This window comes from Wolbachia endosymbiont strain TRS of Brugia malayi, from assembly GCF_000008385.1.
Taxonomy (GTDB): domain Bacteria; phylum Pseudomonadota; class Alphaproteobacteria; order Rickettsiales; family Anaplasmataceae; genus Wolbachia.
Genome location: NC_006833.1, coordinates 747,429 through 761,207, shown reverse-complemented (window position 1 = coordinate 761,207; position 13,779 = coordinate 747,429). Strand labels below are relative to the sequence as shown.

Annotated in this window: 14 protein-coding genes, 1 tRNA gene and 2 pseudogenes; 9 read left to right on the top strand and 8 right to left on the bottom strand. The window is 32.4% G+C overall.

Annotated features, from left to right (window positions below; translation table 11 throughout):
• Positions 1-81: 81 nt before the first annotated feature.
• From ppa to gmk, 5 genes are all read left to right on the top strand, one after another.
• On the top strand, positions 82-597 hold the full coding sequence (gene ppa, locus WBM_RS03490) for an inorganic diphosphatase (protein WP_011256781.1): 516 nt from the start codon (positions 82-84) through the stop codon (positions 595-597).
• A 150-nt stretch (positions 598-747) separates the two neighbouring features.
• Positions 748-837: transfer RNA gene (locus tag WBM_RS03485), tRNA-Ser, on the top strand.
• A gap of 256 nt (positions 838-1,093) precedes the next feature.
• Entirely contained in the window at positions 1,094-2,434 is a 1,341-nt protein-coding gene (locus WBM_RS03480) for an ankyrin repeat domain-containing protein (protein WP_011256780.1), read from the top strand.
• The gene (locus WBM_RS03475) at positions 2,409-4,229 is read left to right on the top strand and encodes a pentapeptide repeat-containing protein (RefSeq protein WP_011256779.1); all 1,821 of its coding nucleotides are present in this window, start codon (positions 2,409-2,411) and stop codon (positions 4,227-4,229) included. Before WBM_RS03480 ends, WBM_RS03475 begins: the two co-directional genes overlap by 26 nt.
• Positions 4,230-4,280: 51 nt before the next feature.
• The gene (gene gmk / locus WBM_RS03470; protein WP_011256778.1) at positions 4,281-4,868 is read left to right on the top strand and encodes a guanylate kinase; all 588 of its coding nucleotides are present in this window, start codon (positions 4,281-4,283) and stop codon (positions 4,866-4,868) included.
• A gap of 14 nt (positions 4,869-4,882) precedes the next feature.
• Here gmk and WBM_RS03465 read toward each other — a convergent pair whose 3' ends face one another.
• Positions 4,883-5,266, bottom strand: coding sequence for a TraR/DksA family transcriptional regulator (locus tag WBM_RS03465; RefSeq protein ID WP_011256777.1), 384 nt, complete (start codon positions 5,264-5,266; stop codon positions 4,883-4,885).
• Between the two features lie 106 nt (positions 5,267-5,372).
• Between WBM_RS03465 and WBM_RS03460 the strand changes: the two genes are divergently transcribed.
• Positions 5,373-6,020 (top strand): heme exporter protein CcmB, encoded by a 648-nt coding sequence (locus WBM_RS03460; RefSeq protein WP_011256776.1) that lies wholly within the window; start codon positions 5,373-5,375, stop codon positions 6,018-6,020.
• Between the two features lie 17 nt (positions 6,021-6,037).
• Here the strand turns inward: WBM_RS03460 and WBM_RS03455 are convergent, their stop codons facing one another.
• The 4 genes from WBM_RS03455 to WBM_RS03445 form a co-directional block, all read right to left on the bottom strand.
• The gene (locus WBM_RS03455) at positions 6,038-6,625 is read right to left on the bottom strand and encodes an RlmE family RNA methyltransferase (RefSeq protein ID WP_041571579.1); all 588 of its coding nucleotides are present in this window, start codon (positions 6,623-6,625) and stop codon (positions 6,038-6,040) included.
• 73 nt (positions 6,626-6,698) lie between these two features.
• A complete protein-coding gene (locus WBM_RS06495) occupies positions 6,699-6,899 on the bottom strand; it encodes a DUF2497 domain-containing protein (RefSeq protein WP_225416104.1) in 201 nt (66 codons plus the stop codon).
• 12 nt (positions 6,900-6,911) lie between these two features.
• Complete coding sequence (locus WBM_RS06490; RefSeq protein WP_011256774.1) at positions 6,912-7,280, bottom strand: hypothetical protein; 369 nt, start codon at positions 7,278-7,280, stop codon at positions 6,912-6,914.
• A gap of 19 nt (positions 7,281-7,299) precedes the next feature.
• Positions 7,300-8,535 carry a TolC family protein gene (locus WBM_RS03445; RefSeq protein WP_011256773.1) on the bottom strand — a complete coding sequence of 412 codons (1,236 nt, stop codon included), beginning with the start codon at positions 8,533-8,535 and terminating at the stop codon, positions 7,300-7,302.
• Between the two features lie 129 nt (positions 8,536-8,664).
• Here WBM_RS03445 and rplM point away from each other — a divergent pair, with 129 nt between their 5' ends.
• The 3 genes from rplM (at position 8,665) to WBM_RS03430 (ending at position 10,038) form a co-directional block, all read left to right on the top strand.
• On the top strand, positions 8,665-9,123 hold the full coding sequence (gene rplM, locus WBM_RS03440) for a 50S ribosomal protein L13 (RefSeq protein WP_011256772.1): 459 nt from the start codon (positions 8,665-8,667) through the stop codon (positions 9,121-9,123).
• Between the two features lie 9 nt (positions 9,124-9,132).
• The gene (gene rpsI / locus WBM_RS03435) at positions 9,133-9,579 is read left to right on the top strand and encodes a 30S ribosomal protein S9 (RefSeq protein ID WP_011256771.1); all 447 of its coding nucleotides are present in this window, start codon (positions 9,133-9,135) and stop codon (positions 9,577-9,579) included.
• Positions 9,580-9,726: 147 nt separating this feature from the next.
• On the top strand, positions 9,727-10,038 hold the full coding sequence (locus WBM_RS03430) for an HU family DNA-binding protein (RefSeq protein ID WP_011256770.1): 312 nt from the start codon (positions 9,727-9,729) through the stop codon (positions 10,036-10,038).
• On the opposite strand, the pseudogene WBM_RS03425 reads toward WBM_RS03430, so the two are convergent.
• The 3 genes and pseudogenes from WBM_RS03425 to WBM_RS03415 form a co-directional block, all read right to left on the bottom strand.
• A pseudogene (locus WBM_RS03425) lies at positions 10,031-10,719 on the bottom strand (pyridoxine 5'-phosphate synthase). The gene WBM_RS03430 and the pseudogene WBM_RS03425 overlap by 8 nt on opposite strands.
• A 322-nt stretch (positions 10,720-11,041) precedes the next feature.
• Positions 11,042-11,800: a cell division protein FtsQ/DivIB gene (locus WBM_RS03420; protein WP_011256769.1), complete on the bottom strand. Its 759-nt coding sequence runs from the start codon at positions 11,798-11,800 to the stop codon at positions 11,042-11,044.
• Positions 11,790-12,784 (bottom strand): annotated as a pseudogene (locus WBM_RS03415) (D-alanine--D-alanine ligase). Before WBM_RS03415 ends, WBM_RS03420 begins: the two are co-directional and overlap by 11 nt.
• Between the last annotated feature and the right edge of the window lie 995 nt (positions 12,785-13,779).

The window sequence follows — 13,779 nt, the reverse complement described above, 5'->3', positions numbered from 1 at the left end:
ATTTAAAATAATTGCCTTTTTTCTAGATTATTCAAGAAGTCTATTGTATAATGCTTACTCTTAAAGATTAAGAGATAATTTATGGATTTGAGTAAGATAACTATAGCATCAGATGCAGTAAATGTGATTATTGAAATAAGTGCAAATGCTGAGCCCGTAAAGTATGAATTTGATAAAGAACTCGGATTATTACGGGTTGACAGGTTTTTATCTACTGCAATGGTCTATCCTTGCAATTATGGATTTGTGCCAAATACCTGTGCGGGTGATGGTGATCCCGTAGATGTTCTGGTGTTAACTCAATTTCCCTTAGCGCCTGGTGTTTTAATATCGGTGCGTCCGGTAGGTGCTTTGCTTACTAAGGATGAGAAGGGAAAAGATGAAAAAGTATTAGCTGTGCCTGTTTCCAGTGTTGATAGCTATTATGATCATGTGAAAAACTGTTCTGATTTGCCTAAAAACCTACTGGATAAAATTACTCACTTCTTTTTACACTATAAAGACCTAGAGAAAGAGAAAACAGTGACAGTTGGAGAGTGGGTTGATGCAGAAAAAGCGAAAAAAATTGTTGAGAGCGCTATTAAAAGTAGAAATTAATGCATGTTAATTTTAGTTATTGTGTTATAGTAAAGTCATAGTTATTAACTGGTTTGAAGGATTTTTAGTATAAGATACTATTATTAAAAGGTTAGGCAGGTTGTAAAGTCTTAGTATTATATAGAGTATTTGTCTTGAAGTTCAAGATTTGGAAGGGTGGCTGAGCGGCTGAAGGCGGCGGTTTGCTAAACCGTTATACGATCAAAAGTCGTATCGAGGGTTCGAATCCCTCTCCTTCCGCGTGTTATTAGCACATTATAAGATTCACTGTGTTAACCTATTTTCACCTTAATCTAGACATACACAATATACCTAACTTTATTGGATTTTTTGTGAAGCTATAGAGTTCAGATGAGTTCTTATATTTTCCTGTGGCCATACTGCTCCTATAAAATAAAAGTTCTTAATCGCTCTTTGTTCCTCATGCTCGTTTTTTACTATAGATTAATTATTTGATTATAGTATTATCTTAATTAAGCCTATGCTTGGAATATTTATGAGAAGTGTTTTATACTTTACGTTGTTATTTGTCGTATTTGGATCACTAAACCTATTTGCTGTGGAACAAGTTGAAGAAAAAAAAACTGATGCAGATGAATCAGTTGATTCTGTACATGAAAATGTAGGTGTGAAGAAGGATCTAAAACAAGATTTGCTGGCTAAAGAAAAAAGATTTGATGTAGATGAATCAGTTGGTTCTGTATATGAAGATGTGGGTATGAGGAAAAATCTGAAACAAGATTTACTGAAAAACATGACCCAACGGGGAGACGAACTAAAATCTTCCAGGAACGATTCTGCAAACGTTGATAAGTTGAACGCTGAAGGCATACAGGATACTAAGTTCGAAGGAGCGACCAATAAAAAAAAATTGCAACACGATAAAAATAAAGTCCCTCCGGTTGAGAAAATTGTGAGCGGAGATGAGAAAATTGGTAAAGATTTGCTAGACCTTAGTAATAATCCACCGGAAAAAAGTACAGATAGATCTGCTCAAGGTTTACCGGATGTTGCTAGTGAGGAAGTGAAAAAAGATGTAAAAAAAGAGCCTTCAAGCGCTGATTTGAATGAAGATATGAATAACCAACAGATAGATCTACAAGTTGATAAAGAGGTCGATGTAGAGAAAAATAAACCTTCGGAAAGTAATGCAAGTCAATTGTTGAAGAAAAAAAAAGAAAAGGCAGAAGATCAGGCAGGAAAAGAAAAAGTGGAAAAAGTAACTGGGGACCTTAATGGAAAAAATCGAGAAAAACCTATCACTAAGAAAGATGAAGAAAGCAAACAAGAGGAAAAGGAGAATCTACAAAAATGGACAAAGCTAGATAGAGAACCAATAAAGGAATGGTGTCATAAAAATGCACAAAGCAAGTCAATATATAAGCGACAATACGATAATCTTAATGAGCATCTTCCGACAATCATATTTATTGATGACTACAGTAAGCAGCTTTTTTACTGTATTAAAAAGAATAACTTGGTTTGCTTAAGAGGAATAATAAATAAATTGGAAGAATTTGGATTAACAGTTCGAGAGATATTAGAATTTAGAAATAAACTTGGAGATACTCCTTTAATTTATGCAGTTAAGCAAGGTAAGATAGATATAATACGCTTTCTCTTATTACAAGGTGCTAATCCTAAAGTAGTTAATAATAATTTTCAATCTCCTATTGATATAGCAATTGAAAGAGAACAAGTTGATATAATAAATGCAATTGCTGAAATGATACCACATCTTTTAGAACATAAGAAAGTAGATAATAAGAAAAGCCAAATGTATGATTGGGCTGTGAAGACAAAAAAAGATAATGAATTACAATGCAATGAAGACTGAGCAAATAATTAGATTTTTGATATTAATTTTAGTTGGTCATTTGTGTTACGGGAATGAAATAAATGATGCGAAAAATCCAGTTAGTGATTTTTTAGATGCTTTGCATAAGATAAAGTATGTGTCTTACAGTAAAAAAGACTTTGCTAAATTTCTAGTGCAATGCCACAAAAAAGGTATTCAAGAGGATTTTAGAAAAGGTTTTGGCTCTAACTTAAATGGAGCAGATTTCAGTAAATTGTACCTCAATGGATCTATTTTTAATGGAGTGAGTCTAATTGGTGCTGATTTTTCTCATACTGACTTGTCAGGTGTATCCTTTATTAATTCTGATTTACGTGGTGCTAATTTTTCTAATGCTAATTTGCAAGGTATAAAAGTAAAAGGTACGAATTTGGGTTTTGCAAAATTTATTTCTGCAAATTTGACAGATATTATACTTGATCAATCTGATGTTAGTTGTGCTGAATTTGTCAGCTCTGACCTCAAAAAAGTGAGAATGCACAGTATGACCGGTTTACATACTAATTTTTCAGATGTAAAAATAAATTTTTCCAGCTTATCAGACTCAAATGTGGGCTATATAAGTTTTAGTGATAGTGAAATAAACAATACTGTTGTGCAAAGAAGCAGTCTTGATAATGCAAATTTTTTTGGAGTGGATTCATATAAACTAAAAATACAATTTTCCTCATTGAAAAATGCTAATATATATGGCACGGAAATAAAAGAATCAGACTTCACAGGCAGCAATCTTTCTAATGTTTGCTTTGATTCTTCTGCTATAATTGACAGCAACTTTGGTGGAGCTAATTTAAGCAAAACTCGAGTTTCCTATGTAAATGGTGATAATTCAAGTTTTGTTCAATCTATGTTAAATGGTTCCAAGATAAAACATTCATATGTTTCTGAAGTCAGTTTTCAAGATGCTGATTTATCCAATATTGGTTTTAGTTTTAGCGAGCTGCATCAAGTTGATGTTTCTGATTCTGATATTCGCCATGGAGAGTTTCATAATACTAGAGTTGTACATTCTAACATGAATGGTTCGTTTTTTGACCATTCGTTATTTACCTCTGCGAAGATAGAAAGTACAGACCTTTCCTCAACTTCGATGTATAGGGTAAAAATAAGAGACTCTCAGGTTTATAATAGTAGACTTTTTCACAATAGCATCGATTCTAGTGAAATAGAAAGCTCAACTTTTTTTAATTTAATAGCGAATAACTCAATCTGGTCTAATCTAAAAGTAACTAGTTCAAATTTTGTTGAAAGTAACTTTGAATCTTCTTTACTTCGCGGTAGTGCCTTTAAGAAAGCCAGTTTTTTTCTTAGCAACTTCAATAATTCAACGGTCAGTGGTACGTCTTTTCGTTCTTCTAGCATATATAAAGGCTCAGTTGTTGATGCTCATTTAGCAGATTGTGAATTTGATCATTCGATTTTGATTGATAATGAAGGGCAGGAGAAACTTGCTGGCTTAGAAGGTGCTATAACTTCAATTGAGAATTTGCAAGAAAAGATATTACAGGGTGAAAAGTTTGATGTAAATTATTCTTGCTTTGAATTTAAGAATATGAATCTAGAGAATGCCGATTTCTCCAATTCAATATTGAGTAGAGCGAAATTTGTAAATGTTAATTTAAATAAGGCAAACCTTAAAAAAGCTGATTTACGCCATACTATTTTTGATAATTCTTCTCTTATTGGTACCAATTTATCGGATTCCAATTTAGATCATTCTAGCTTTTTAAAACCTGATTCAAAAAGTGCCATATTAGAAAATGCAAAGTCCTAATCAAATGAAGAACCTTGTAGTGTGCTTGTTAACTTATACTTAGAAGAAAAAATGGCTGTAGAGAATGAAGGTGTATTATTAGTTTTATCTTCTCCTTCTGGAGCTGGCAAAACTACTATATTAGAGAGATTACTTGAGCGATCGACTAATTTAGTTAGATCGGTTTCTATGACTACACGCAAACCTCGCCCAGGCGAAATAAATGGAAAAGACTATTTTTTTGTTACCAAGAAAGAATTTCATGAGTTATGTGAAGCTGGTCAAATGCTTGAGTACGCCAGAGTTTTTGAAAATTTTTATGGCATACCGAAAAGTTTTATAGAACAGAACCTGAGCAGTGGAATAAGCGTTTTACTAAGTATAGATTGGCAAGGAGCATTTCATTTATTTGAGCTTATGAGGGAAAAAGTTATAAGTGTTTTTATACTTCCCCCTTCAATGGAGGAGCTTAGGTTGCGTTTGCAAAAACGTAATAGTGACAGTGCAAGTGAAATAGAACACAGGTTAGCCGAAGCTCAAAAAGAGATGAGCAAGCGCGATAAATATGATTATGTAGTAATCAATGATGATATTGATAAGAGTGTAGAAGAGATAAGTTCTATATTAGATAAAGAAAGACTTAAAAGATCAGGGGTTTAGGTGACCATATGCAATTAATCATCAGTCTTATATACGTTCTTTTCCTTTTCTAATCTCTCTTGCTCTTCAATGCAATATACAGCAAGCGGATTAGCTTTAAGTCTTGCAATTCCTATTTCTTCCCCTGTTCTATCACAATAGCCGTAGGTGCCTAATTTTATTTTTTCTAATGCCTCCTTAATTTTTTCTTTTCTATCTTTTCTACGCTTAATTAATTTTTCATTTCCACTGTCTTCATCAAAATAGTATGCACTATCTTCTAGTTCCTGCTTCTCTAGCTCAGCAAGGATTGATTCCAACTTTAAGTTGAAGTATTCCAACTGTCTTACGCTCATATATTCTTCATCTTCTGAAGGAGTGTAATCTTCTGATAATTTTGTTTTTGATGACTCTTTCATAATTATATTATTAATTAATTAATAAATCTTGTATAATTTGTGAGTAAGAAATTATACTATCTAAAATTAAACACTATAATTTATAATAAACATTTAAAAACCTAGTATGATTAGCTCAATAGGAAGATTAGCGATAGATAGTAAAAATTTTATCTATACGATATGTGTTTTTATTATAATGTTAAGTCTATCTTCATTTGCACTTGAAAGCAGCAATAAGCAAGAAATCATGTTAACGTTAATATGGATATGCGCTACGTTTGTTTTGCAAATCTCTACAAGTAATTTATTTGTTTTTGATTATCATGATGGAATATTAGAGCAAATCTTTATACAGCCATTTCCCCCTAGGTTTGTAGTTGCTTATAAAATTTTTGTTCACTGGTTATTGTTCGGGCTGCCAATCTCAGTGATTTCTTCCATATTTAGCTTCGTAGTTTTGGATAGTAACATTGAACACTCAATAGTGGTAGGCTTATCTTTATTACTTAATACGCTGATAATAATTAATATCTCAGCTACTGGAAATGCATTAGTGGTTGGTCGAAACAATTTAGCGTCGGGAATATCACAAATTCTTGTTTTGCCAATCATAATGCCAACATTTGTGTATTTTAAATTACTAGTTCATTTTGAGGGTTTGTTCTTAAGTATTCATATGTTACTTATTACTGCTTTAATTTTTGCCATTTTAATGGTTAACGGTACTATAGCTACTCATATGGCATTGAAATTTGCTGTAGAGCAGAATTAGAAATTTTTGCCATTACTCTATATAGGAAAACTGTTGCTGATAAAACCTAAACCTACCAAATACATTTCTGTAGATTCAGATCTACTTGATTTTGGTTTAAAGTATTTTACTATTTTGAACATTTTTTTTAATTCATTATAAAAGTCTTTGTCAGATTCTCCTTGAAAAATTTTTACTACAAACTTACCACCGTAATTTAGGAAATGTTTTGCAAAGTTCAGTGCTGCTTCGCATAAAAGCATGATTCTAATATGGTCCAGCGATTTTAACCCGCAAGATTCTGGGGCCATGTCAGATAGAATTACATCAAATTTTTGATCTTTAAATCTTTCCCTTAAAGTTTCAAGTTCATTTATATCGTATTGTATATATTTCACTCCACTAATTGTGTTTACTGGCTTTATATCAATAGCAACCACTTTTACACCTTTCTGAGATGCAACTTGTGACCATCCACCAGGAGAAGCACCAAGGTCAACAATTTTTTGCCCTGCTTGGAGTAATTTAAATTTATTATCTATTTCTATCAACTTATATGCTGAGCGTGATCTATAACTATCCTTATTAGTTTTTTGTACGTACTGGTCATTTAAATGACGGTGCAACCACCTTGTTGAGGATAGTTTTCTACCTTTAGCTGTTTTTACTCTAGTTTTTATTGCTAACACCTTGTAAAAATCACTTATTATTGATGATATCTTTGAGCTCTTTTTCGACTACTTCTTTTACCAATGTATGGAGGTAATTATTCAGCCACTCCGGCAACTGAGGTTTTAAAAGAGATATAACTAATTCTTCAACAGTGAGGTTTGATTTTTTTTGTTGTTCGTGCTGTAGTTCGTTTTGCATTTTTTCAAGTAGCTTTTTAATCTCTTCCATGTTCTCTTTAAATTAGGTGATCGCTATTTTACCCTTGTAAGCCACTGTTATTCCTTTGTTGTTATCTGTTTGAGGTATTATTGTGCAAACGGAACGTCCTTTTCTTCTCTGTGAGTTATAACTGTGGTTGTTAAATTGAGTATTATTAAAAACTATTTCCTCGCTCTTATGATCATTGTTGACATCTTGTTTTTCGTTATTCTGCTCTTTACTATCTTTTTCTGAATCTTCTAAATACTCCTCTTCAAGGTACAAAACATCGTCATCCTTCTTCTCCTTTTCTATTTCTACTGCATCATTACTTGAGCTTTTACCAGATATAGCTTTCTTTATATCTTCTAGGATATCTTTTACAGATTGATTGCTTTGTTTATAATTCATAACACTAATGCCATCAAATTTAGAGATTTATACTGTTTATTATAAAAAGTAAATTATAAACACTAATCACATAATTGCTTTGTGCTTCAACTAAGTCCGAACGTGCTTTGAATAACGTGTCTTCAGTGTATAAAAGATCAGTTATACTCTTTAAGTTTAAGCTTACTTCTTGTTCAACCCCTTCCAACGCTAGAGCTGCTGCTTTTTCAGCTTCTTGACTTGCTTTAATGATAGCCTTTGCTGTCAACACATCATTCCAAGCATTTACAACCATTTGCTCTATGTTTTTCACTGTTTCATAATAATCGTAAGTAAATTTTTTTGCATCCATTCTAGCTTTACTAATGCCAAAAGCATTTATTCCTCTTTTAAAAATTGGAATATCGAGAGTAAAAGCAACACTAGCACCTTCTAAAGGCTTTTTGATGTTGATATTTCTTATGTCAAAAATTTTATTTATACTAAGGTGCAGAGAAGGTAGCCACTTAGAAGTTTCAGCAAACACTCCCATTCCTGCTGCTTTTTTTTGATAAACTGCTGTTTTCAAAGATAGATTATTGGTTCTTGCTAACTGTAAACATTCATTTAATTCTGGAACAGAAGGTAATTTATCACTAGCTTCAGAAAGTTCATCAGGTTCTTCCCCAATTAGGTGGAAGTAAGCAATGTTTGCCGATTTTAATTTGCCTTCGGCATCAACTCTTTCTGATACTGAAGATGAAAATTTTGCTTTTGCCAGCGAAACTTCAGCATTGGTCACTTCCCCGAGAGAAAAACGTTTTTTTGCCTCTGATAAATTTTCCAAAGAGACGTGTTCTTTATGCTCTTTAAGCTGTAATACTGCCCTACTTCGTAGAACGTCAACGTATACTTTCACGGCATTAAGTGCAAGCTCTTGCTTTGACTTTTGAAATTGAGTCTTTGCTGCTTTGAGAAGATGATTTGATTGACTGAATGTAGCAAAAGTACCGCCTCCATCTATTATTCTCTGACTTAATGTAAGGAGTTCTCCTGGGTTTTGTATACTGTTGATGATATTAAAATTACTATCAAAATAGTATCGAAGATTAATATCTGGCAAAAACCCAGCTATTCCTAAAGATTTATAGTATTTTTTAGCGATTTTATATTGGTAAAATTGAGACTTGAGCTTTGAACTATTTTTAATGGCTTTATTTACAGCTTCTTCAAGATCAATTGCATAGCAATTTACAGTACTAAAAATAGCCGCAAGTGTAATAATCAAATGAAACATTCTACTCCCATATATATTGGCTGTGCAACTAAGTTACTAGCATAAATTGCTTTAATAATCAATAACTAATATTGTTGACACTGCTTAGAAATTAAGTGTATCATAGCCTACTATTGTTCAGTTAGAGTGATGAAGACTTTTTTCCTAAAAGAGGGACAAATCGATAAAAAATGGTTTGTTATAAACGCAGAAGGGTTAGTAGTAGGAAGACTTGCAGCATTTGTAGCAACACTGTTGCGTGGAAAACATAAACCTGAGTATACACCTCATATGGACTGTGGCGATAATATAATTATCATCAACGCAGAAAAGGTGCATTTTACCGGGAAAAAATTTAAAGAGAAAGTTTACTACAAGCATACAGGTTATCCTGGTGGTTTAAAAAAAACTACCCCAAATAATGTTCTTAATGGTAAATTCCCTGAGAGGGTAATAAAAATGGCGGTGAAAAGAATGCTTGATGATGGTCCTATGGCGCGTAAACGTTTTGGAAATTTATATGTTTATTCTGGTCCAGAGCATAAACATCAAGGGCAGCAGCCTAAAAAGATAGATTTTGCTTCTTTAAATCGTAAAAATAAAAAATAATGGAATAAGATGGAAAGTTCTGTAATAAATCAATCAGAAAAAGTAACTAAGCCAGCAATTGATTTGTTTGGTTGTTTATATGCTACAGGTCGAAGAAAAGAATCTGCGGCAAGAGTATGGATAAAATCAGGAAGTGGAAAGTTCAGCGTTAATCAGCAAGACAAGCTGCTCTCTTACTTTAAGAGAGAGTCAGTGTGCCAAATAGTGAAAATGCCACTTATTGTAACATCTACGCTAGATAAATATGATGTATTTGCAACTGTAAAAGGTGGAGGACTATCTGGTCAAGCAGGTGCATTAGCTCATGGAATAAGCAAAGCTTTAAGTAAAATAAGCCAAGATTTATATTCTATATTACGTAAGAGTGGGTATTTAACACGAAACTCGTGTGTTAAAGAACGTAAGAAATATGGTCAACGTGGAGCTCGGGCAAAATATCAATTTTCTAAGAGATAATTATTTTGTAGTGATATTTTTTTTGTGTATATTATACAAATGTTAAAAAAAATGCATAGTATATTCTATTTTCATGATAAATTTAGTTGACTATCGTTATGAACGTAATATGCTGTTTGTGTAATTTTTTCAATATTAAGGTAATTTATGAGTAAAGAAGACATAATAAATAAATTAAAACAAGCTTGTTCTAGTCAAGATGTAGAAATAACAAAGTCTGATTTGAGCAAGATTTTTGATGCGCTTATGAAAATAATAAAGGGTAAACTAGATGAGGAAGGTGAAATACGCCTGCATGGAATAGGCACATTTTCTACTGCTATAAGCCAGGAGAAGCAATGTCGTAATCCTCAGAATGGTGAAATCATGACTGTTCCTCAAAAGACAAGAGTGAAGTTTAAAGCAAGCCAAACTCTTTTAAGTATTTTAAATAAGGAGAAAGAAGAAGTAATTAGTTAGATATTATCATCTTCATTGTTTTTACTACGCTGTATAACCCATCAAATATAGCTTCGCTGATTAAAGAGTAGCCTATATTCAGAGTTGAAATGTGGGGTATTTCTTTCATTCTTTGAGCGTGTTTATAAGTTATGCCATGCTCTGCATGGCATTAATATACTCTGCAGTATTGGTAATTAATTTTAGTTTTTTTTCTAATGGATTATTGCAGTAACCACCTGTATGGATTTCTACTATGTCAGGCTTTATTTCTGACTTTTCAAGATATTTTAGTTGATTAATATTTGGATTGATAAACAATGAAACCTTTATATCAAAATTATGCACCTCTTCTATTATACTAGAAAGTTTACTATACATGTTAATTATATCCAGACCACCTTCAGTTGTTAATTCTTCCCTTTTTTCTGGTACTATGTTAATTGAATAAGGTTTTACTTTTTTGCTATTTCAAGCATTTCTTCCGTGACTGCAATTTCAAGGTTTAGTTCAGTATTAGTGTTTTTTTTCAGGGTAAACACATCTTCGTCTCTGATATGCCTCTATCTTCTCGTAAGTGTACAGTGATAAAATCTGCCCCGGCGTTAATGGCTATTTCTGCGGCTTTCAATGGATCTGGATAAGGGGGCCACGTGTGTTGCGAAGGGTTGCAACGTGGTCGATATTAATGCCTAGTTTCATGATGATTTACTACATAAGCTACTTAATAAAGTATACATGTTATTAGGTCTTTTGCTATGAATATTACAGCCATGAGAAAGCAAAGCTACAAAAAAACCGCTTGATAAACTTCTCCAGCCTCCTTATCATAGCAATGAAGGTGTTTAGTTATTTAATCTAGTAAACCCTATCTACTATGTGGTGTCTTTTGCCTTTTTTTTCTATTTGGTAAGTTTATTAATGTTTGTAAATTTAAATCTACCGCTGATGGTAGCGCGTAACGCTGGGATAACATCATAGAAGCATTATTACATAAAATTTAGATGAAGAGGAAGGAGTAGGATTATCTCTTTATAAAGATTTTATCGATAATACGCATATCAATTATACTCCAATCGCTAAAAGTAAAATCGGTTGTATTTTGTAAGTGATTTAAATAATTCCATGCACTATGAGGATCATCTTCAGGCAATTTTACTGTGGAGCCGTTATCAAGTATGATGTTCCATCTTCTATTTTCTACATAAATACAAGAAGAAATGTGATCACTTAATTGAGTTTTGCTTTCTAGTATATCTTTAATGAATTTTAGGTTTGATAGTGCGTTTTGTCCTGTAATTACGATAAAGTTATCTGTAGGATAATCATCTACAATCACTTTACCTTCGGAATCAATTACTGAAGTTTTGTTATTATCTTTCCATAGAGCAAACGGTTTATGTTCATCTACATTAATGTATAGAGTGTTAGGCAAAATTCTATGAATTCTTACGTGCTTTATCCATTTGCTCACGGATTGTATGCTATCAGCAAGCTTTGAAGGTGATATATATATAATTGGCTGCGTTTTATTTACCAGATTTAAAATGTCCTTCTCATTTGTAAATTTATTGCCATTTACAACTACTTCATCGATTGAAAATCCACTACTGAGTAGTAGACTAGATAAATAGTCATTACACCAAGTGAGATAATGATTAAATCGACTTGTGATTTTATCAAGTGAGCTATAGAATACTAACGTAAAAAAGAGTGCTGTTATGATAACCAAAGCACACTTATGTAAAAAACTCCTTTGACTTCTGGTAATATTACTCAACATTTACTTGATCTCTAATATTTTTTTGTGCTGTAGACTATCTTCAATAATAATTTTAACTAATTCATTAAAATCAATTCCTTTTGTCAATTTTGCAATTTCTGGTACTAACGATAATTCAGTAAAGCCAGGGTGTGTATTGATCTCAAGCATTTTTAGAGTATTATCCTTAGGATTATAGCGAAAATCTGAGCGAGAAATAGTTTTACATCCTAGAAATCGATGAACTTTCAATGCATGTTCCAAGGTCATTTCATATATGTTGTCAGGAATTTCAGCAGGAAATATGTGCTCTGCAAACCCGTTTGTGTATTTTGCTTTATAGTCATAGAATTTATTTTTTGGTCTTATTTCCATAGTGCCAGCTGCTTCATCTAGTAACACGGCAGTGTGTAACTCTATACCTGGTATGTATTCTTCTATGATCATCAAATCTCTTGTTATCCAAACTGGTTCTTCTTCCTCAATTCCAGCGTCATGCACTGGAATGACACTAAACATGTTTTTTAATTTTAAATAATCCTCATGCGAGAAAGTTATGTGCACTCCAATACTTGAACCTTCATTAATGGGTTTTAAGACATATGGATAATCAATTTTAATATTATTTTTTAGTATATCTCCTCGACTGATTATGTACCCTTTTGGAGTATCAATACCAAGGGATCGGAATATATGCTTAGACATTGCTTTATTCATAGCAATAGCTGAAGCCATAACTCCAGAGTGTGTATATTTTATACCTAAGATCTCCAATAAACCTTGAATGCAGCCATCTTCGCCATAAGGCCCATGTAGAGCAATAAAAGCAAGGTCAGGATTAATTTTTTTAAGCTTTTCAGCAGTGTTGCTGTTAACGTCTATTTCTATTGCATTATATGAAAGGCTATCAAGCGCCTTCTTTACTGCTTTTCCACTCATCAATGATATTTTCCTTTCACGAGAAAATCCACCGCTTAAAATTGTTATAGTTAGGACCATAAGCACTTTTAGAAGAACTATATTAATTATGACTACATACATGAACTTCGTAAATAGAAGAGAAAATTATCTTGAAGATTTATGGGTTGTTGCCACTGTCCTTGCAATTTTATCATGAAAAAACTGCTTGCGTCGGTTAAATATGCACATATGAAAATTAGTATTATGATCATAAAGATTAAACCTAATGAGGAGTCAAACTACTATTAGAGATATACTTATAAAAAAATTCCTTCTCATGAAAAATATAGGAAAGTAAATAACTTCAAACGAGACATGCCTAATTATTGTTTGCACTGGAGTGATATTTAAAAATGTATTTGCATCTTTTAATTAATATTGCACAACAATTGCCCTGAAGTACCACCAAATCTTCTTATCATGAATGCTCCGAATACTATCGATAGCAAAAAAGATAAGCAACTACGTGTAATGAATGACTTAGATCCAGCGATGTGAGAGATTGTTCCTACAAGAATCAAACAGACTGAAGAAATTCCCATAATAATAAGATGGTCAATAATATGTGCTGTACACGTCTAGTTACTCCCACATAGCTTAGATTTAAATAATATTCTTCAGGGGTTTATACTCTATTACTAATGTGTTTGCAATTTTATCGTGAAAGAACTGCTTGTATTTATCAAGTGCTGCAAATATTAAAACTAATATTAATAAAATTAGAAACCACTCAGAAATATAGAAGAGTACAAACAAAAGCACCTTGAGAGTACTTCTTACTACTATTTGCAGTAAAGCAGTGTTTTTAAGTGTATTTGCATCTTTTATATATACCAAGTAACAATTTTCCCTAAGTCCAGCCAAGTCTTGTTATCATTAATACTTCTAATACTATATAGAATAAAATTTCTTAATATACTTAAGTCTTCTAATATTTCATGTCGTTCTAATATAAGGTCAGTATCAGTGTCAGGAAAGACATGATTTAAAGAGTCAGCAAGAGGTTCTTCTGGTAATAGAAATGAAATTAATAAAAAAAT

Bases quoted from the DNA above. Each gene is read 5' to 3' on its own strand.
- ppa (WP_011256781.1), top strand. From the start codon at position 82: ATGGATTTGAGTAAGATAACTATAGCATCAGATGCAGTAAATGTGATT.
- WBM_RS03480 (WP_011256780.1), top strand. From the start codon at position 1,094: ATGAGAAGTGTTTTATACTTTACGTTGTTATTTGTCGTATTTGGATCA.
- WBM_RS03475 (WP_011256779.1), top strand. From the start codon at position 2,409: ATGAATTACAATGCAATGAAGACTGAGCAAATAATTAGATTTTTGATA.
- gmk (WP_011256778.1), top strand. From the start codon at position 4,281: ATGGCTGTAGAGAATGAAGGTGTATTATTAGTTTTATCTTCTCCTTCT.
- WBM_RS03465 (WP_011256777.1), bottom strand. From the start codon at position 5,266: ATGAAAGAGTCATCAAAAACAAAATTATCAGAAGATTACACTCCTTCA.
- WBM_RS03460 (WP_011256776.1), top strand. From the start codon at position 5,373: ATGATTAGCTCAATAGGAAGATTAGCGATAGATAGTAAAAATTTTATC.
- WBM_RS06495 (WP_225416104.1), bottom strand. From the start codon at position 6,899: ATGGAAGAGATTAAAAAGCTACTTGAAAAAATGCAAAACGAACTACAG.
- WBM_RS06490 (WP_011256774.1), bottom strand. From the start codon at position 7,280: ATGAATTATAAACAAAGCAATCAATCTGTAAAAGATATCCTAGAAGAT.
- WBM_RS03445 (WP_011256773.1), bottom strand. From the start codon at position 8,535: ATGTTTCATTTGATTATTACACTTGCGGCTATTTTTAGTACTGTAAAT.
- rplM (WP_011256772.1), top strand. From the start codon at position 8,665: ATGAAGACTTTTTTCCTAAAAGAGGGACAAATCGATAAAAAATGGTTT.
- rpsI (WP_011256771.1), top strand. From the start codon at position 9,133: ATGGAAAGTTCTGTAATAAATCAATCAGAAAAAGTAACTAAGCCAGCA.
- WBM_RS03430 (WP_011256770.1), top strand. From the start codon at position 9,727: ATGAGTAAAGAAGACATAATAAATAAATTAAAACAAGCTTGTTCTAGT.
- WBM_RS03420 (WP_011256769.1), bottom strand. From the start codon at position 11,800: ATGTTGAGTAATATTACCAGAAGTCAAAGGAGTTTTTTACATAAGTGT.